Annotated in this window: 12 protein-coding genes; all 12 read left to right on the top strand. The window is 45.6% G+C overall.

Translation table 11 applies throughout. From position 1 onward, the window contains the following. Positions 1–57 precede the first annotated feature (57 nt). The 12 genes from ACK8P8_RS15105 (at position 58) to ACK8P8_RS15050 (ending at position 21,177) form a co-directional block, all read left to right on the top strand. The gene (locus ACK8P8_RS15105; RefSeq protein ID WP_099290168.1) at positions 58–3,108 is read left to right on the top strand and encodes an efflux RND transporter permease subunit; all 3,051 of its coding nucleotides are present in this window, start codon (positions 58–60) and stop codon (positions 3,106–3,108) included. Between the two features lie 47 nt (positions 3,109–3,155). Next, complete coding sequence (locus ACK8P8_RS15100; protein ID WP_186977771.1) at positions 3,156–4,520, top strand: TolC family protein; 1,365 nt, start codon at positions 3,156–3,158, stop codon at positions 4,518–4,520. Positions 4,521–4,615: 95 nt separating this feature from the next. Next, complete coding sequence (locus tag ACK8P8_RS15095) at positions 4,616–5,146, top strand: RNA polymerase sigma-70 factor (RefSeq protein WP_303181518.1); 531 nt, start codon at positions 4,616–4,618, stop codon at positions 5,144–5,146. Between the two features lie 290 nt (positions 5,147–5,436). Continuing rightward, positions 5,437–6,615, top strand: a complete 1,179-nt coding sequence (locus tag ACK8P8_RS15090; protein WP_410026017.1) for a FecR family protein — start codon at positions 5,437–5,439, stop codon at positions 6,613–6,615. Between the two features lie 100 nt (positions 6,616–6,715). Next, positions 6,716–10,150, top strand: a complete 3,435-nt coding sequence (locus ACK8P8_RS15085) for a SusC/RagA family TonB-linked outer membrane protein (RefSeq protein WP_410026016.1) — start codon at positions 6,716–6,718, stop codon at positions 10,148–10,150. Between the two features lie 11 nt (positions 10,151–10,161). Then, positions 10,162–11,553, top strand: a complete 1,392-nt coding sequence (locus ACK8P8_RS15080) for a RagB/SusD family nutrient uptake outer membrane protein (RefSeq protein WP_369860784.1) — start codon at positions 10,162–10,164, stop codon at positions 11,551–11,553. A 17-nt stretch (positions 11,554–11,570) separates the two neighbouring features. Next, the gene (locus ACK8P8_RS15075) at positions 11,571–12,359 is read left to right on the top strand and encodes a DUF4843 domain-containing protein (RefSeq protein ID WP_369860783.1); all 789 of its coding nucleotides are present in this window, start codon (positions 11,571–11,573) and stop codon (positions 12,357–12,359) included. A 19-nt stretch (positions 12,360–12,378) separates the two neighbouring features. After that, positions 12,379–14,037, top strand: coding sequence for a PKD-like family lipoprotein (locus ACK8P8_RS15070; RefSeq protein ID WP_369860782.1), 1,659 nt, complete (start codon positions 12,379–12,381; stop codon positions 14,035–14,037). A gap of 100 nt (positions 14,038–14,137) precedes the next feature. Then, positions 14,138–15,304 carry a redoxin domain-containing protein gene (locus tag ACK8P8_RS15065; RefSeq protein WP_410026015.1) on the top strand — a complete coding sequence of 389 codons (1,167 nt, stop codon included), beginning with the start codon at positions 14,138–14,140 and terminating at the stop codon, positions 15,302–15,304. A gap of 159 nt (positions 15,305–15,463) precedes the next feature. Next, positions 15,464–15,994: an RNA polymerase sigma-70 factor gene (locus ACK8P8_RS15060; protein ID WP_099290176.1), complete on the top strand. Its 531-nt coding sequence runs from the start codon at positions 15,464–15,466 to the stop codon at positions 15,992–15,994. A 360-nt stretch (positions 15,995–16,354) separates the two neighbouring features. Further along, on the top strand, positions 16,355–17,521 hold the full coding sequence (locus ACK8P8_RS15055) for a FecR family protein (RefSeq protein WP_303181530.1): 1,167 nt from the start codon (positions 16,355–16,357) through the stop codon (positions 17,519–17,521). 86 nt (positions 17,522–17,607) lie between these two features. Further along, complete coding sequence (locus ACK8P8_RS15050) at positions 17,608–21,177, top strand: SusC/RagA family TonB-linked outer membrane protein (RefSeq protein ID WP_303181531.1); 3,570 nt, start codon at positions 17,608–17,610, stop codon at positions 21,175–21,177. The last annotated feature ends 2 nt before the right edge of the window (positions 21,178–21,179 follow it).

Here is a 21,179-nt window from a genome sequence, read left to right as displayed (position 1 = left end):
AAGCGTCGGTCTTGTGCGGTAGGAATCTAAAATCTAAAATTTAAAATCTAAAATTAGATGAGTTTATCTTCGACATGTATAAAACGTCCCGTGTTGGCTACCGTGTTGAACCTGCTTTTGGTGATTGTCGGTTCAATCGGGTTGTTGTATTTGGGAGTACGCGATTACCCGAGTGTTGATCCCCCGGTGATTTCGGTTTCCACGTCTTTCGTGGGGGCGAATGCCGATGTGATCGAAACGCAGATTACCGAGCCGTTGGAGTCGGCGATTAACGGTATTCAAGGAATCCGTTCGCTAAGTAGTACCAGCCGTGACGGGCAGAGTCGAATCACGATAGAATTTGAGTTGGACGTGGATTTGGAAACTGCCGCTAATGACGTGCGTGATAAGGTTTCCGGTTCTTTGCGGCGTTTGCCGAAAGATATAGACCCGCCTACCGTTTACAAGGCGGATGCGGATGCCCAACCTATATTTGCTATTTCTTTGCGAAGCGGACAACGTTCTCTGATTGACTTGAGCGGTTATGCCGAGCGTTATTACAAGGAACGGTTGCAGACGATACCCGGGGTTAGTAGCGTGGATATTTGGGGAGAAAAGCGTTATTCGGTGCGCTTGCGGATGGACCCGGCGTTACTGGCAGCTTACGGGCTGACGCCGATGGACGTGCAGAGTGCCGTGGAAAAAGAAAATATCGAGTTGCCTTCCGGTCGTATAGAAGGAGATAACACGGAATTGACGATTAGGACGTTGGGGCGTTTGATGTCGATAGATGATTTCAATAATCTGGTGATAGCCCGCAATGGTGCACAGATTATCCGGTTTAGCGATATCGGTGTCGCAGAAGTTGATGCCGAGAATACCCGAAGTATAGCCAAGCGTAATGGGATACCGATGGTGATGTGTGCCTTGATACCGCAGCCGGGTGCAAACTATATTGATATTGCGGATAGGGCATACGTGGTGATGAAGGATTTGGAGAAGGATTTGCCGGATGATATTGACGCGACAATCGCTTTCGATAACACGGTATTTATCCGTAGTTCTATCAACGAGGTGCAGGATACCATATTCGAGGCGTTTATCATGGTGGTATTGATTATATTCTTGTTCCTGAGGAGTTGGCGGACGACATTGATTCCCGTGCTGGCAATTCCGATATCATTGATAGCCTCTTTCTTTATCATGTATATTGCCGGTTTCACGATCAATATTCTGACCTTGCTTGCCGTCGTGCTGTCGATCGGGTTGGTGGTGGACGATGCTATCGTGGTGATGGAGAATATCTTTACGAAGATAGAGCAGGGAATGTCGCCTTTGCAAGCGGGATTCAAGGGGGCTAACGAGATTTTCTTTGCCGTAATCGCTACCACGGTGGTGCTGGTGGCGGTGTTCTTTCCAATTGTATTTTTGGAAGGGACGACAGGACGGTTGTTCCGTGAGTTTAGTATTGTTATCGCCGGGGCGGTTTGCGTGTCGTCATTCGTGGCGTTGACGTTTACCCCGATGATTTCCACTAAATTATTGACCCGGGATGCTGCCAAGAATTGGTTTTACCGGAAAACGGAACCTTTCTTCGTGGGGATGACCGACATGTACAGACGATGGTTGCAGATGTTCTTGAAAGTGCGTTATGTATCCATTATTATCCTTTGCGCTTCCGGGGTGGCTATTTATTTTCTTTGGTTGTTGATACCGTCAGAGATGGCTCCTTTGGAAGACCGTTCCAATATTCGCTTGAATTCCGTGGCGCCGGAGGGTGCGACATACGAATACATGAGCCGGTACGCGGATGAGATTTCAACTTTTGTTGAGGATTTTGTACCGGAGCAGGAGAAAGTCATCGAGTTTATCGGGGGCGGACAGACGAATCGGGCGAGCTTGCAGTTGTGGTTGGTCGATGCGGATGACAGGAAACGTACACAACAGGAGATTGCCGATGAACTTGCTTTGAAGGTAAGACAATTTACAGGGGCTCGTACTTTGGTTTCACAACAACAGACGTTCGGAGGACGTCGCGGTGGATTGCCCGTGGAATACGTGATTCAGGCGAAGAATCTGGAAGATCTGAAAGAGATGCTGCCCGTGTTTATGGATGAGGTGAATAAAAGCCCGATGTTCTCGGCTTCCGATTTGAACTTGAAATTCACGAAACCGGAGTTGACCGTGAACATTGACCGCGATAAGGCGGCAGCCATGGGGGTTTCCGTGCAGGATATCGCTCAAACGTTGCAGTTGACGATGAGCGAGCAACGTGTCGGGTATTATATTATGGACGGGAAGCAGTACCAGATATTGAGCCAGTTGGAACGTAAAGACCGGAATAAACCGAGTGACCTGCAAGGTATATACGTGAGAAATGCCAATAAAGAGTTGGTGCATCTGGATAACTTGATTTCTATTAGCGAGAGTTCGATGCCGCCGCAGTTGTATCGTTACGATCGTTTCGTGTCGGCAACCGTATCGGCAGGATTGGCGAAAGGGGTAACGCTTTCACAAGGATTGGAGGAGATGGACCGGATTGCTGACCGGGTGCTGAATGACGATTTTAAGACTACTTTGTCCGGTACTTCGAAAGATTTCGTGGAAAGTTCTTCCAGTCTGATGTTTGCTTTCATGTTGGCATTGGTATTTATTTATCTGGTATTGGCGGCACAGTTCGAAAGTTTCCGGGATCCGTTGATTATTATGTTTACCGTGCCTTTGGCTTTGATCGGAGCAATGGTGACCTTGTGGTACTTCGGGCAGACGATGAATATTTTCAGCCAGATCGGTATTATCATGTTAGTCGGATTGGTATCTAAAAACGGTATTCTGATCGTGGAATTTGCTAATCAACGTAAGGCGGCAGGCTTATCCATGAGGGAAGCAATCGAGGATTCTGCCGTGGCACGTTTGCGCCCGATTCTGATGACCAGTTTATCCACGATATTAGGTATTTTGCCGATGGCAATGGCGACGGGAGCCGGGGCAGAAAGCCGTGTCGCTATGGGTATAGCCGTGGTGGGCGGTATGGTCTGTTCCACGTTATTGACTCTTTTTGTGATTCCGGCTATTTACACGTATTTGTCAGCAAAGAAAGTGCGGATCATAGAAGAAATTGAAAATTGAAAATGGATATATTCATGAGTTTTTTGAAAGGAATAAAACAAGTTGATATGATAAAATGTGGGTTACAATATAAGAGAATTGCATTGAAGGCAATATTTTTATTGCTCATTTTCAATTTTCAATTTTCAATTTTCAATTGTTTCGCCCAAGAGCGAAAGACTTTGCCGGAATGTATAGCGCAGGCGTTGGAGTCGAATTATTCTATTAAGATTATCCGGAATGAAGCCCGTATGGCAAAGAATGATTTGAATTACTCTACTTTTTTACCTACCGTGGATGCGAATGCAAAACAGACACAGACGCGTAATGATTCCAAAACGGAAAATAGTGCGGGAGAGGTGAATAAGATGTCCGATATAAAGACGGATAATTATTCTGCCGGGGTTGCACTGAACTGGCGTTTGTTCGACGGGTTGGAGATGTTTACCACGCACGAGAAGCAGAAAGAGTTGCTGGCGATGGGAGAACTTGCCGTTCAGCAGGCGGTGGAGAATCTGATCGTGAATGTAAGCGCTGCCTATTATAACGTGCTGGTGCAACAGCATAAGTTGAAGGCGGCTTTTCGTTCGTTGGAGGTTTCTAATGAACGCTACGAGGAAGCACAGACCCGCTACGAGGTGGGTAATCGTTCCGGTTTGGAAGCCCAACAGGCAAAGATAGATTTAAACGCAGACAGTTCTGTTTACGTGAAACAGAAAGAAGCGTTAAAAGGAGCCTACATCACGTTGAACAAGTTGATGAATACTGACTTGCAGTTGGTGGAATACGTGCGGGATACGATTTTATTGGGACCTCTTTTGTCTTTAGGTGTATTGGAACAAAGGACGTTACAAAGTAACACGACTTTGTTGCTGGCAAAAAAGGATCAGAAAATCTCGGCTTTGGATTTGAAAAATACCCGGGCTGTGTTGTTCCCCACGTTGGATTTTACTTCCGGGTATAACTATAATAAAACGGATACACCGTCTTCCGCGACCACGTTAAACAGGACGAACGGATTTTACTGGGGCTTCTCGCTGAACGTACCTATTTTTAGTCGTTTACAGAATCGTACGAAGATTAAAAACGCGAAGATCGAGTTGGAGAATACCGAGCTTTCATACCAAGAGGCAGAAAAAGAGATGCTCGGGGATTTGGCGTTGTTGTATAACACGTACGAGAACAACTTGTTGATGGTGAATTTCGAAAACGAGAGTGCTGATGTCGCGGCGGCAAATCTGGATGCGGCTTTGGAAAAATACAAGATCGGTTCTCTCTCGGGAATCGAGTTCCGGGAATTTCAACGTAGTTATATTGATGCCGTAGACCGGAAATTGTCGGCTATATATCAGGCAAAGGTTTCGGAATTGTCGTTATTGCTGGTGAGCGGGGAAATCCGTGATTCTATCGTGATGGAGAATGTCGAGGAATAGCGGTTGTTCGCGTGAAATATAAAAATGTTTGTTTGTCGTATCCGAAAAAAGTTTACTTTTGTGGTGACATGTGATTGTTACTGAGACATACAAACATGGGGAATATTGATTTTAATGATAGCACTTTTGAAGATTTATTCAAATCTTATTTCCAAGATTTGATGCGATTTGTATGTAGCTACGTGAATGACGAGGAGGTGGCGAAAGATATCGTTCATGATGTATTTTTTGCCTTGTTGAGAAACAAGAAGCGTCTGGATGTTTCCTACTCCATGAAATCGTATTTATTTACTTTAGCCCGGAATTACGCGTTGAATTATCTGAAGCATTTACGGGTGATAGCAATGAACGAGAGGGAGGTATCGGATTTATTGGAGAATGCAGGTGAAGAACTGGGAGTTTACGAGGAACGACTAAACCGATTGAATGAAAAATTGGCTGAATTGCCGGAGAAGCAGCGGGAAGTATTGATGAAATGTTTTGTCGAGGGACGGAAATATAAAGACGTGGCGGACGAGATGGAGATCAGTGTAAATTCCTTGAAAACTCATATATCCCGCGGATTGAAATTCTTGAGAAACGAGTTGCGGGAAGATGTGGTGTTGCTGATGTTCACTTTAAAATAATCATTGGAGAAGTATAAGAAATGAGTTGAGAACATCAAATGTTCAAAATAGAGAGTGCTTTAAGGAGCATTCTTTTTTTTGTGCCATTCCGAAAAAGTTGTGATTTTTGGGGATTTGATTCAGAAAAAGTTGTATTTCTGAAAGAAGTGAATTGAGAAGTATTGGGTATTTTGATGAATAACAGATTGTTATAGTCGGTTGGTCGGAATGAAAGAAAAATATAAAATAATTGTAGCTGTTTGTCACCCATTTCACGGGTGTTGTTGTGTTATTGTAAAATTTAAATAATCATGAGATATTGTGATGAAGATATAGAGTTTGCCGGACAGATATTGACGAATCGGGAAGAATTGGATGATGCTGCCGTTGAATTGTGGATGAAAGATAAGGAACACGTGCGGTTGCTGGATGAGTTGGCTACCGTGAGGGAGAGGTTGGCTGTTGAAGAGTTCGGGCATCTGGAAATGGAAGAATTGGCTCGGTTGAAACAATCCGCGGTAGATCGGAAGGGGCGATGGATGACATTGCGTTGGTCCGTGGCGGCTTCAATCGTGTTGATTGCTGCTCTTTTCATCGGGCGGACGGTAGATGAATGGAGAAATTTGGACGAGGAGAGATTGATTGCACGAGTGGAAAGAGCGGTGCCGGGTGTAAAAGCCGAACTGATTTTAGGAACGGGTGAACGGGTGGTTCTGACGCGACAAGGTGCATTAATTGAAGGGATGCAGGAAACGGGTATTCTAAATGATTCTTTGAACGGGTTGAATTACGCTAACGCGAGAGTGCAGGAAAAAGATGAAAAGATCGAGCCTGTTTTTAATACCTTGCGGATTCCTGTGGGGGGATATTACCGGTTGACGTTAGCTGATGGTACGAAAGTCTGGTTAAATTCCAAGACGGAACTTCGTTACCCGGTTACTTTTAACGGGGAAGAGAGAAAGGTTTTCTTGACGGGAGAGGCTTATTTTGAAGTTACTCATGATGAAGGACATCCTTTTATCGTGTCGACTGACAATATGAACGTGAAAGTATACGGAACGGAGTTTAACGTGAATACTTATCAAAAGGGTGTGATACAAACAACACTGGTGAATGGTAAAGTGGGTATCCGGGTAAATTCGACGGGCAAGGAGGTGATACTGAAACCGAATCAAATGGCGGAATTTGAGGAACAGAGCGGAACGGTGCAGGTGAAGGATGTGGATCCGTATGCTTATATCGCGTGGAGAAACGGTGAGTTTGTTTTTGAGCGTGAAACGATCGAGGAGATTATGGAGCGGCTGAGTCGCTGGTATGACGTGAAGGTATTTTACACGAATGAAAGCGTGAAACAAAAACGATTTACGGGAGTGATCGACCGTTATGATGATATAGAGCAGGTACTTCGTTTGATAGAGGGACCTGCCACATTGCGTTTTGAAGTGAAGGGTAACACGGTTACGGTGCAAGCGGCTGGAAATATAAAATAAGAGTTAGAGATAAATAAAAACCGTAAGGTGCGTCAACAGCTTACGGTTTTGTAAAGGATGTTGTAGCATCCGTTAGTTCAAATCGTTAATTTACAAATGTATGAAAAAAAACAAGATTCGATTTGTTTTTTCTGATTTTTTTGAACGAAAAAGGTCAGAGCTTTCACGAGGGAATTGGGTAATCCTGCTGGTCGTGTTTCTGTGTTTGCCTTTTTTGGGAATGGCACAGCAGCAGAGAGTTACGATTAAAGTAAAACAAGTGGACGTTTCGGTTGTATTCCGGCAAATCAAGGAACAGACGAAATTGAATTTCGTTTACGATCCGGATCAATTGTCTTCGATGTCGAAGGTTACTTTAGACCTGCAAAACGTGACGGTGGATTCCGTTTTGATCAAACTATTCGCGGGTACTCCTTTTGAATACCGCTTCGAGATGGGATCTATATTGATAAAAAAGAAAGTGGAGAAAGCAAAGCTACAGGAGGTGACCGTTTCGGGAGTGGTAAAAGACACGCGAGGGGAGTTATTGCCGGGAGTGACGGTTGTGGTCAAGGGCACGAGTCTTGGTACAGCCACGGATATTGATGGTGCCTATAAACTGGCTTTCGCTAAAGGAGGGGATATTGTACTGGTATTTTCTTTTATCGGTATGGAGACGATGGAAGTGAAATTCACGGGACAGGAAACGATTAACGTGATGATGAAAGAAGCCGTGGAAACAATGGAAGAAGTGGTAGTAACCGGTATTTTTACTCGTAAGAAAGAAGGTTTTACGGGGTCTGCCACGAGAGTGACGGGCGAAGAACTGAAGCGCATGACTTCGGGAAACGTGTTGAAGGCCTTGGGAATGTTGGACCCGGGGTTTAAAATGAATACCAGTAATCTGGCAGGTTCGAACCCGAACGCTATTCCCGATTTTCAGATGCGCGGGCAGGCGAGTATCGGTAATTATGAAAGTAATGATGTCGTGGTGTTGCGCGGTGATGTAAATTCCCGCCCGAACCAGCCGTTGTTTGTTTTGGACGGGGTGATCGGGGTGGATGCCACGACGATTATGGACCTTGACCCGGAACAGGTGGAATCAATCACGCTATTGAAAGATGCGGCAGCGACGGTGATTTACGGTTCGGAAGCGGCTAACGGGGTGGTTGTGGTGGAAACCAAAGCCCCGGAACCCGGGAAATTACGGTTTACGTATAATGGTAATTACGAACTGCAATGGCCGGATTTGAGCGTGTACGATTTGATGAACGCGGAAGAAAAGTTACGGGTGGAGGAATTGTCCGGGTTCTACAGCAATAAAAATGATGTGGCGTTGCAGGCATATTACAATAGAATCCAGCAGGATGTGTTGAGAGGGGTGAATACTTATTGGTTATCAGAACCGGTACAGACAGCTTTCGCTCATCGTCACGGTTTGACGGCGGAAGGTGGAGATAAGTCTTTGCGTTATAAAATTTATCTGGGAGCCAAATGGTCGCCGGGTGTTATGAAAAAATCGGACCTGAACACGAAGACCGGAAAGATTGATTTGAATTACCGTTTTGGCAAATTGTTGATTAATAATTCTTTGTCGGTAGATTATTCTGATGGGGCTCGTACCTCACCTTACGGGAGTTTTCAAGATTATGCAAAAATCAATCCTTATTACCGCAAGACGGACGATAACGGGAATATCAAGCAGGTGCTGGATGATCATCGGGTAGGGGACACGTATATAGCCGATTATAAAACCCCGACGTTGAATCCTCTCTGGAATGCACAATTTGATTCGAAAGACGATAGCCGTAGTTTCACGTTGCGGGAAGCGTTGAAGGTGGAATATTTACCGATAGATGCTTTGCGTTTGAGTCTGGACTTCACGTTGACGCGGAAAGACGGAACCGTGGAAACTTTCAAATCGGCACAGCATAATGATTTTTACGCGGTAACAGATCCCGCGGAGAAGGGGTCTTATTATTGGTCGAAGTCGGAGGGAAGTAGTTACCGGTTGAGTTTACAGGCTTCTTATAATAAGAATTTCGGGGAAGACCATTTGTTCTCGGCTTTCGCCCGTTACAGTATAAAGGAGAATACCAACAAAGTAACTTCTATCACCATGAAAGGTTTTCCCAATGATAAACTGAGTGAAGTGTACATGGGAACGGAATACCAGACGACGGGTGGTAGCGAGAGCGTGTCCCGGGGACTGGATTTTATGATGACATTGAATTATTCGTATAAACAACGGTATGCTGTCGATTATAGTATGAGTATCAATGCTTCTTCCGAGTTTGGTGAGAATAATCGTTACGCGCCGTTCTGGTCAGTGGGGGCACGTTGGAATGCCAATAAAGAGGAGTTTATCGGTAATCTGGGTATTTTTGACGAGTTGGTGTTGAGGGGTACCTACGGGATTACCGGTTCACAGGGTTTTACGCCTTACCAGTCGTTGCAGATGTATACTTACGCCAAGTTGTTGAAGACGTATAAAAGTTCGGACGTGATCGGTACGGAAATATACGGTTTGGGAAATCCAGATTTGAAATGGCAACAGACTCAAAACTATAATGCATCCGTGGATTTTACCATGTTTCACAATATTTTTAGTGCGAAGTTTGAATATTACGAGAAATACACGAAAAATACCCTGCTGGATTTTACCATGGCTCCTTCGGTCGGTTTTTCAACGATGAAAGAGAATTTGGGTAAGATCTCGAACAAAGGGTACGAGGTGACACTGCGTTTGATGCCTTACAGCAACCCGTCGAATCAGGCTTATTGGAATGTCGTTTTTACCGGCTCGCGGAATAAGTCACGGATCGAGGAAATATCCAACGCCTTGAAGGTGATGAACGAGAAGCAAATGGCATTGGCTGACCAATACGAGAGTACGTCGAATTTGGATGAAAAGCGTGAGAAATACCCGTTACCCCGTTATGAAAACGGTTACTCGCAAACCACCATTTGGGTAGTACGCTCCTTGGGTATCGACCCGGCTTCCGGTAAGGAAGTATTTCTGACTCGTGACGGGAAACGAACAAGTGAATACTCGTCTTTCGATCAGGTACCCTACGGGGATAGTGAACCCAAATTCTCGGGGTCGGTTTCTACCACTTTTACTTACCGGGGTTTCAGTCTGACTCTGGCGGGGCAATACCATTGGGGTGGACAGACTTTCAACAAGACATTGATTAACAAGGTGGAAAATGCCAATCTTCGATTGAATGCCGATCGTCGTGCTTTGTACGATCGTTGGCAGGAACCGGGAGATCATACTTTCTTTAAAGCGATTAATAAATCGATTTACGCGACAGATACCAAAGAGAGTTCCCGTTTTGTGATGGATGATAATGAGTTCTATTTTTCCACGATAAATTTGTCCTACCGGGCAAATGCGCAGAAATTCGGTTGGCTGAGGCGTGCGGGCATCAGCTCTGCCACTATCGGTTTGTACATGGAGGATATTTGCCGTTTCTCGACGATTAAGATGGAGCGAGGGGTTGATTACCCGTTCTCCCGTCAAGTATCCATGTCCTTAAATTTAGTCTTTTAAATTTATAGCGTATGAAAAAGTATATTATAGGAATTTGCCTTTGCACGATATTCTTTTCTTCCTGCTCGAATTGGTTGAACGTGGATCCCAAAACGACAGTGAAGGAAGAGGAAGTCTTCAGCCGTGAATTAGGATTCAAAGAGGCTCTGACCGGTGTTTACATTAAAATGGCTTCCACCGGATTGTATGGAAGAGATATGACTTACGGTTTTATAGATATTCTGGGTAGACGTTATACTCCCGGAAGTGATGATTATTTATATTACGTGTATCCGTCGGATAAGAATGAAAACCGGGTGGGGAGTATCTGGGGAGAGATGTACAATATTATTGCCAACTTGAATAATATATTGTATTACTGTGACAAGAATCGCCACGTGTTCACGACAGAGAATTATTACGAGATTATTAAAGGAGAGGCTTTGGGGGTACGGGCTTTCCTGCATTTTGACCTGCTGCGGATGTACGGACCGATTTACTCGGAACATCCGACCTTGAAACGGATAGCTTATCGTACGGAATTTAACAAGGATGTGCAGGCGATGGATCCGTCCAGTGCGGTTGTCGATAGTGTTATTGCCGATTTGAAAAGGGCGGAAGCGTTGTTGGCGGATACCGACCCGTTGTATTTTGACTTTCCCACGACTACCTTGGAAGAGAGTAATATGGCCGGAGACCGTTTTCTTGTCTATCGTCACAAGCGTATGAATCTGTTTGCCGTGAAAGCGATGCTTGCCCGCGTATACCTGTATGCCGGAGACAAAACGGAAGCCGGGAATTATGCCAAGCAGGTAATTAATAGCGAACAGTTCGAATTGTTGAATAAAGACAATGACGTGTTGCGCTCAAAAGAAATTATCTTTTCTATCTATATCGATGATTTTGATCAACAGGTGGCGAAATGGATGACAACGACTTCTTACACGGTTAACGAGGAACATCTGAAATTGATATTTGACGTGACTCATGACGGAATGAATGATTTTCGCTTAAAGGAAGGTGTCAGCTTCGAGAGTACAAATTCGGGAATGAGAATGTTGAAGTACAATCAGGATAACAAGTGGCCTTCTACCGAGAACACGATTGTATTGATCCGGTTGGCGGAGATGTATTATATTCTGGCAGAATGTGCCGCGACTGCTGAAGAGGCAGCCGGGTATCTGGATGTCGTGAGAGGCGTGCGGGGAATTGACCCGGTAAGCGACCGTTCGGAATTGAATCGGTTGAACGAGATTGAAAAAGAGTACCGGAAGGAGTTTTACGGGGAGGGACAATTGTTTTTCTTCTATAAACGTCACGCGTACAAGAGCTTTTTGGACCAACCGATGACGAATATGACGGAAGATAATTACATGTTCAGTTGGCCGGATAATGAAGTGTTGTTTGGACAAACAGGGAAATAAATTTTAGATTCGAGTTTATGAAAAAGATAATATACAGTTTGTTGTTTGCCTTGTTGCTTTTAAGTAGTTGTAACGAATACGAGATGGTGCAATACGAGGAGGGAGGACAAATCAATTTCCTCGCGGATGCAGCATGGGCAACCGACTACACGGGGAAAGGTCCGGTATGGTCGGAAAGTGCTACTTTGTTGTATAAATTTAATTTCGGTATTAATGAACAGGGTGAAAATCTGATGTACGATACGGTCAGGTTGGCAGTGAAGATCATGGGAGATGTCGTTGCTCACCCGCGTCGGGTGGCGTTGGCTGTTAAACCTTCATCGACAGATACATTCGGAATTATTTTCCCGGAGGAAGAAGGGTATGTCGTAAAGGCTGATACGTTTGCAGCGACCTTCGCGATCGTGATCAAACGCCCTGCTTTGCAGGTTAGCGATACGGCTGTTTTGACTTTTGATTACGCTAATTCCGATTTTACCAGAGGGTTCGAGGAACGACAAGAGGTGAAGTTGATTATCGAGGATATCGTGACTGAAAAGTTGTGGCAATATGATGAAGCTTTGTGGAATAATTACGAGAAGTATTTGGGTGGTTTCGGTGAAGTGAAAGCCAGATACCTGATGACACAATACGGTTGTGTATCTTTCGAGAAGTGGGTTAGTAAAATAACGGCACTTGGTAAAGCAAACCGGTTTTATCTGGATTTGGAAGAGTACAAGGCGAAGTGCGCGGAGGACGATTCGATGCCAAAGTTCATCGACAAGGACACGGGAGAGTGGATCGCGTTTCCCGAGCAAGCAAGTTAGTACATAAAAATGAAAAGCTATGAAACAGTACATTTATATATTGATCATTTTACTTTTGGCTTCTTGTTACGACGACAAGGGTAATTACGACTATACCGACGTTAATACAGTGGAGTCCGGGTTGGAGGAAGTGTACTATCGTTTCACGGATGAAACGATAGTGACGATAGACCCGAAATTATCTCAATCTCTCGAGCAGAACAAAGAGAATCTGAAGTTTTTGTGGTTGCATTCCACGACAGGCACTAATTTTTACGTGGGTTCTTCGGTGCAATCAAAAGTGGATACGGTTTGCGAGACGGAAGAATTGCGATTCACGATAGATTTGGAAGACCCGGACTTGAAATACGAGCATTATTTCCGGCTTACGGTGTACGATACTTCAACAGGGATCGAGTACCAGTATAATACAAAATTGAAATTGGGTAAACCGTATGACGGGGCATGGATGATATTGCACAGTAAAGACGGGCAGACGGAGTTAGGTGCAGTGGAGTATGTCGGCGAGGAAATGATAGTAAAAGAAGATGTTTATTACGATGCGACGGGTAAACGCTTTCAAGGGAAGCCGTTATGTTTGGGACGTGTTAAACAGGGATGTAGTTATTATAATTCCAGTTCGATTAATATGTTTTCTGTCATCACGGATATTCCCGATGAAGCCGGCGTGTATAATCAACTGTACAAATTCGAGAAAAAAGACAGTCTGAGCCGTATGGTTTACGAGAATGCCCAAATTAACTTTGATTTCAGCAAGGTGGAAAATATTGACGGGCAGGGTACACGGCAAGGGTTGCTGCTTTCAAACGGACGTTTTTACCAGACCCCGGCAGCCATGAAGATATATGAACCGAAGATTGATGAAAAGCTCACCGGGGATGTATATATCTCACATGCAGCAAAAATCGGACAAATTACCTTGATGTATGATCAAGCGGGGCATCGTTTTGCCCAGTGGTATAATTTTGGTAGTGGGGGAAATCCGAATCCGGAAGTTTGGGCGGATAATGACAATCCGTCGGCTCGTACATTGGCTTCGATACCTGTTCGGAGTGATAATAACACGGATGCCGATCCGAATAGTCTTGATCCCGAACACAAAGTGCTGTTTATCGGTCCGGGGTATTTTTATAAGTCGTCGAATGACATATACATGTATGCCAATGCTTTGGCAATAGACGGCAAGGGCGGTTGTTTTGTTTACGAGTTCGACGCCTACGGTATCGGTTATAATAAAAAAGGTTCGCCTGCATTTCGGGCATACTACCGGTTGAATCAGCCCGAGGGGTTGGATGAAAATAGTTGTTTCGCATCGACATCGGATTATAGCGGTATTCTTTTCTATTCATCGGGTAATACTCTATATCGTTTTGATTTTCAGCAAACAGGAGGTAAGGCAACTCCGGTGTACACTCATCCGGGCAGTAAGAGAATCCGCCACATGGAATTTGCCCGTACAGAGCCGGAGAAAGCGGCTAATATAACAATCGGGTATGAAAATTACGGGTATGATTTATCCCGTAGCTTGGGAATTGCTTTTGAAATGGAAGACGGTACGTGTGACTTTGTTGTTCTGAACCTTTCGGCCAACGGGTATATTGGCTCGGACAACGGAGTGTTCCCGGCAAAACAAGTGCATGAAGGTTTTGGCGAAATAACGGATTTTGTTTTTCTTTAATCAGATATGTAAGTTAATAAAAATTCTCTTTACACGGGGGAGATATGTGGAAATTCCCCCCTTGTGTTCGGGGTACGCGAAATTTTAAATATAGGATAGAATGAAATTAATAGCAATTATAATCAGTTGGCTGACTATCGTGGGGTGTCAGGCAAAATCCGACGGTTTTATTATTAAAGGGGAACTTGAAGGAGCTCCCGAGAATGAATGGATATTTTTAACTGACGCGAAGCAACGGGTCTATTATGATAGTGTACAAATAAAGAAGGGACGTTTCGAATTCCGGGGGAAACTGGATTCCCCGGAGTTGCGGAATATCGTTTTTTACAAGGATCCCGCTCAACGTGTTTATGGTTGGGCTAATATCTTGCGTTTTCCCGTTTATTTGGATAATTCGGAAGTTCATATCGCCATTCCTTTTGCTGAAATGCCTTCGAAGCTGGACAAGAAAACGCCTGCATCTTTGCGTGTTGAAGGTTCTGTCACGCATGATTTATTTGCAACTTACATTCAACAGGTAGAGCCTTTAAACTTGAAGTACGAAGAGGTTTTCGATCGATATTGTCAGGTGTATTATCGTAAGAAAGGCAGTGAAGAAGACATGGTTAAATGCGTGAAAGAGATGGATGCTATTCGCGACAGTATTTATTACCGCGGAGTGGATTTTATTCGGGAACACGGGGATTCTCCGGTAGCTCTATATGTTGTGGGGAATTTAGCCGTTGAACGTTACGGGCGTGCGGATGCGCGAAAGATTTTAGAGTTTTTCCCACCCCAAGTGCGGGCAAGCGAAGCCGGAAAACAAGTGGAGGACGTGTTGGCAGGCAAGCCGTTGTATATAAATGATGCTATGCCGGATTTCACCGTGTTGGACGTTGATTTGCAAGAGAGGAAATTGTCGGAATACGTGAAAAAAGGGCGTTATACATTGGTTGAATTTTGGGCTTCATGGTGTGGTCCTTGCCGACATGATATTCCGCATTTGAAAGAGACTTACAAGCGTTTCCATGATAAAGGCTTTGATATCGTGAGTGTTTCCATTGATGACGATACGGCTAAATGGCAAAAGGCATTAAAGGAAGAAAGAATGGCTTGGACTCAGGTTTGCGGAGCCAAAGGACAGAAATTCGATAAAGAGTGTGTGCAAATGTTTGGAGTGAGTGGGGTTCCTAGCGGTTTCCTGATTGACCCGGACGGAAAAGTGGTTCACATGACGGCTCGCGGCGGGTGGCTGGATACGAAATTGATGGAATTATTTGGTAGATAACAATACTCATTTTGATGTTTGGAGAGGAATTGTCTTGTGAAAAAGATAATTCCTCTTTTTTTGTAAACATATAATTTCTCAGACTCTTTTTTTAATTTAATAAAAAGTATATTTTTGTGAATGTGAAGTTGGGAGCGTCCATTACGAGAAAAATGTAAAATGAAGCAGGAACTTTTGGATAATCGTGGTTTTGAGGAGTTATTCGGGTTGCATTTCAACAACCTCGCGGGGTTCGTGTATAATTACGTGCGGGACGAGGAGGTGGCGAAAGATATCGTGCATGATGTTTTCCTGACGCTCTGGAAGAACCGGAAACACTTGAATCCGGTGTATCCGGTAAAGTCTTACCTGTTTACTCTGGCACAAAACAGCGCGTTGAATTATTTACGTCATTTGCGGGTAATCGAGGTGAACGAACGAATGGTCGGGGAGCTGTTGGAGTCGGCGGCGGAAGAGTTGGATGATTACGAGAAACGTCTGGAACGCTTGGAGGAGAAATTGGCATTGTTATCCGAGAAACAACGGGAGGCGTTGGTGAAATGTGTCGTGGACGGGAAGAAATATAAAGAGGTGGCGGAAGAGATGAACATCAGTTTGAACACGGTAAAAACGCATATTACCCGTGCGTTGAAATTCTTGCGGGACGAGTTGCAGGATGATTTGGTACTACTTTTTATATTGGGAAAATAAAGTATAATTCGGGGTTGACCTACCCCGTTGCTGGGGTATTACTCTATTTTTAGGTGGCTTTCGCTAGGGTTTTAGGCGACTTTTAGGCGGCATCGCCCACTCTTAGCCCGTAGTTCGCCCACACTTAGCCCACGTTTTAGTGAAAAATAAACAAGTTTAACACATCTGGTGTTTCTGTGGATTTGCCTTTCGCCGGGGCTATTCAAAAATCACGGGGATGTTACGTTATAGGATAACGGGAGCGTATCCTCTTTATGGGTATCGGTCGGGTTGATTCATGATAAAAAAAGGAAAAAACTTTATTTTTCTTGTCGCCCATTTTCGGGGGGTACGTGTATTAGCTGTGAAAAGCGAAAAGAAATGAAGCATAGAGAAGAAGATATAGAGTTTGCAAATCAGATACTTGCGCACCGGAATAAGTTGGACGACGGGCAGGTGGAGAAGTGGATGGACGAGCCGGGACACGTGGAGTTGTTGAAGGAATTATCGGCACTTCACGGGCAATATGTTCACGTGGATTTCGAGAGGGAGCGGGCGAAAGAGTATACCCGGTTCGAGAAAGCGATCGGGAGAAAAAGTCGTCGTCGGATCATGACGTGGTCATCGGTTGCGGCTTCAATTATTCTGTTACTGGGGTGGTATGTGACTTGGATGGCGGGAGGTCTGCCGGGAGAGAGGAGTATAGGGTTGGCTGAGCAAGCCGGGAGTTTCAAGCCGGGAAGCAACGCGGTGGAGTTGATTCTGGATAACGGGGAGAAGGTCGTGCTTGACGGGAAAGGGAAACGTATCGGGAATGATGTCGTGTCCGGGATACGGGATGATTCCTTGCGGGGATTGACTTACGTGCAGGCACAAGTGAACGAGAGCGAAGAATTGGTGTACAACACGTTAAAGGTGCCGACGGGCGGTTTCTACCAACTGGAACTGGCGGACGGGACGAAAGTGTGGCTCAATTCCGAATCCGAATTACGGTTTCCCGTGCGTTTTGCCGTGAACGGGCGGAATGTATATTTGAAGGGAGAGGCGTATTTTCAAGTGAAGCGGGATACGATGAGTCCGTTTCGGGTTTATTTGAACGAGTCGAGCGTGACGGTGCTGGGGACATCTTTTAATATAAAGGCTTACAAGGACGAAGAGAATATATACACTACATTGGTGGAAGGTTCCGTGCGTTTCTCGGAAGAGAGAGGCGGGGAACAAATTGTGTTGCAACCGGGAATGCAGAGTGTCTGGAACGTGGAATCCGGAAAAACGGAAGTGAAGGAAGTGGATGTGAACCAGTTTATCGCTTGGAGGGACGGACGCTTTGTATTCCCATCTACCACCTTGGAGGAGTTGATGCACCAATTGAAACGTTGGTATGATATCGAGGTGAAGTATCAGGCTCCCGAGGTAAGGCGGTATGAATTCCGGGGAGCGATCAACCGGGATATGGATTTGCGCAAGGTGTTGTCGCTCGTGGAGAAGACGAGTAACGTGATATTTAATGTTCAAGGAAGAAAAATATATGTAGCAATTAAGAACTGAACCGGAGAAAAATGAGGATTGCCGTCAACAATCCTCATCTGATTCTCCCGAAGAAGAACCTCAATATTAATTTGAAATTCAAAGTTATGAAAAAAGTACGAAAGTTGTGCCATTCCGGCACGAACAGGGAATTTTTTAACTTATTCCGTGTGACTAAAGTAGTGTTTATGATCTTGTTGGTGGGGCTGGTACACGTGTCTGCCACCGTGGTGAGCCAGACGGTGCTCAACCTTAAATTAAAAGATGTTACGTTGGAAGAAGCCGTGCGGGGAGCGGAAAAGCAGTTGAAACAGGACTTCTTTTTCAATAAACAGGAGATCGACGTGAACAGGAAAGTATCCGTTGAGCTCGTGGACGGCTCGCTGGCTGATTTCGTGCGGTTGGTGTTCGGGAGGAATTATAGTTATGAGGTGGTGGATAACGTGATCGTGATTTCTTACAAACCGGTGAATCAGGAACAGGTGAAGTCCGTCACCATCACGGGGATGGTCATGGATAAGGATAGCGTACCGCTGCCGGGTGTGACGGTTCTCGTGAAGGGGACGAGCACGGGTACGGCGACGGATATTAACGGGGAGTATAAATTGTCGCTCCCGGAACAGGCTTCTATCGTGTTGGAATTTTCTTTTATAGGTATGAAGACGAGAGCCGTGACGTACACGGGACAGAAAGTGATAAACGTGGTGCTGGAAGAGGACGTGAGCCAGATGGAGGAAGTGGTGGTAACGGGATACCAGAAGATAGAACGTCGTAAATTGACTTCTTCTATCACGACGGTGGATATGGATCGCTTGAAAATGGTAAACCAGCCGAGTATCGACAAGTTGCTGCAAGGGCAGGTGCCGGGTATGACGATCGTGAGCACGAGCGGTGCCCCGGGTGCTGTTCCGCAAATCCGGATACGGGGTACTTCCACGATTAGCGGGAACGTGCAGCCGTTGTGGGTGGTAGACGGTATCGTGCTGGAAGACCCGGTAGACGCGAACGTGGACGATTTGCTGAATAACCGGAACTTGATCGCTTCCGGTATCGGGGGGGTGAACGTGGATGATATCGAGTCGATCAACGTGTTGAAGGACGCGGCAGCCACGGCTATTTACGGTACGCGTGCGGCAAACGGTGTCATCGTGATTACCTCGAAGAAGGGAACGGCGGGGAAAACCCGTGTGACTTATAACGGTAGCGTGAGCGTGGGAATGCGTCCGAAGTTGAAAGACGCGTATATGTTGAACTCGAAGGAACGGGTGGATATTAACATGGAGATGTTGGAAAAAGGATTGCTGAAGGCAAATTCCAATAAAGCGGGCGAATACGGTACGGTTTCCGATTTCGAGCGTTATTTTATCGACGTGCATGATCACAAGATGACGTGGGAACAGTTCCAGCAGAAAGTGAATCGGTTGGAAACGGTGAACACGGATTGGTTCAAGTATCTTTTCCGTAACGCGATCACGCAACGGCATAGTATCAGTATTTCCGGCGGCTCGGAAACGACGACGTTCTATCTTTCCGGTAGTTACATGGACGAGCAGGCAACCGCGAAGGATGTCGGGATGGAAACGTACACGATGGCAGCCAAGGTGTTTACCAAGTTAAGGCATAATTTACGGGTAGGCGGAATGCTCGACGTGAATATGCGCAATAACAAGAGTTTCTTCGCGGTGGATTCACGGGAGAATCCTTACGAGTGGGCGATTTACACGACTCGTGCCCATAACGCTTACGACGAGAACGGGGATTTCAATTACATGTATTATAATGATTTGAAATTTAACTTTCTGGAGAATAGGGAACAAAGTTGGCGCAAGTCAAAGAGTTACGGGTTGAAAGGAACGGTGGATATCGAGTGGAAGATATTATCCGACTTGACATTCAGCAGCTTGTTCTCGTTCTCGAAACAGAATACCACGGACGTGGATATCGCCACGGAGGATAGTTATTTCGTGCGTTCCCGCCAGAAGACGATGCAGGATAACACGACGTACGAGTCCGTGTGGCATGACGGGGGATACCGCCGGAGCAGGGGAACGAATAACAGTTCGCTTACTTTCCGTAACCAGCTTACTTATATGCCGGTGATTAACGAGGATCATCGCTTCGACGTGATGGTGGGACAGGAGATACGGACCACGAAGTACGAGGAGGAAACCACGCAGATTTACGGTTATGCCCATGATAGGGGACACCAGCAAATTTTGCAATTGGATTTGATGGCGAAAATCGGGGAGCCTTATTGGGTGGAGAACTTGAACGAGTCGGCTGCCGTTTCGTGGTTCGGCGTGGCGGGGTACACGTTTATGAATCGCTACACGGTGAGTTTCAATGCCCGCACGGACGGCTCGAATCGTTTCGGGGTGAAGACCAACGATCTTTTCCAACCGCTGTGGTCTGTCGGTTTCAACTATCAGGTGAAGGAAGAGAATTTCTTGCGGGACGTGAAATGGTTGACTTACCTGACGCTGAAAGGTTCTTACGGCAGTCAGGGGAACGTGGCGGATGCTTATTCCGATCTAGTAGCGAAGGTAGGTACTATCGATGCCGTGAAGAAGGAGAATTATCTGGTGATCGAGGCGCCGAAGAACCCGAATTTGAAGTGGGAAAAGAATTACTCGACGAACTTGGCTTTGGAGTTCGGGCTTTTCAACCGGAGGGTGTACGGTTCGTTGGAATACTATTACAAGAAGGCTGTGGATTTGTTGGGTAAGAAAGAGGTATCTCTCGTTTCCGGTTTCCCGTCGGTGTCGGTGAACTGGGCTTCGATGAAAAACACGGGGTGGGAGTTTGCCTTGAACACGGTGAATATTGATTTGCAGGATTTCCGGTGGACGTCCAATTTGAATTTCGGTTATAATAAAAACGAGATACTGGACGTGTATTCCACCCCGACGTATGGTTCTATGACCAATGCCCAGCGGACGGATTACGCGTCGGCGGCTATCGTGGGTAAGCCGATCAACGGATTGTGGTCATACCGCTATGCCGGGTTGAATGAAGATGGACGGGCGCAATTCTATGACGCCGAGGATGAAAAAGTGTTGAAGGGTATGAATGATGTCGAAGGCTTGGTGTATTCCGGGACGACGATGCCGAAGATACAAGGGGGATTCACGAATACTTTCGAGTACAGGAATCTGGCGTTGTCCGTGTTGCTCGTGGGCAATTTCGGGAACGTGATCCGCTTGAGGAATATGACCACGGGACAGGCTTTCGCTTACCCGGAAGCGACACAGAATATGTCGAGAGAATGGGCGAACAGATGGCGGAACCCGGGTGACGAGGCACACACGGATATCCCGCGGTTGGAAGCGAACGAATTTGACGATGCCGTGTTCTATCCTTACCCGTCAAATGCCACGATGTACAATAATAGTGACCTGCGGACGGTAAAAGGTGATTTCGTGCGGTTGCAGAATGTTTCTTTGAGTTATGACCTGAAACTGGCAAAGTTGAAAGAGTGGGGGATACAGAGTATCCGTTTCATGTTGCAGGGAAATAATTTGCACGTGTGGAAGAATTCTAGGCTGAAAGGACAAGACCCGGAAGCGACGGGAGCTATCATGAAATACAGTTCGGCGAGTAACGCGAATGTTTCTTTCGGGAACACCTATTTACCGTTGCCCCGTTCTTATTCGTTTTCAGTATCTGTACAATTTTAATG

The sequence above is a fragment of the Butyricimonas muris genome (genome assembly GCF_046365375.1).
Classification (GTDB): domain Bacteria; phylum Bacteroidota; class Bacteroidia; order Bacteroidales; family Marinifilaceae; genus Butyricimonas; species Butyricimonas muris.
The sequence above is the reverse complement of the archived record's forward strand: the minus strand, read 5'-3'. Positions and strand labels throughout refer to the sequence as shown.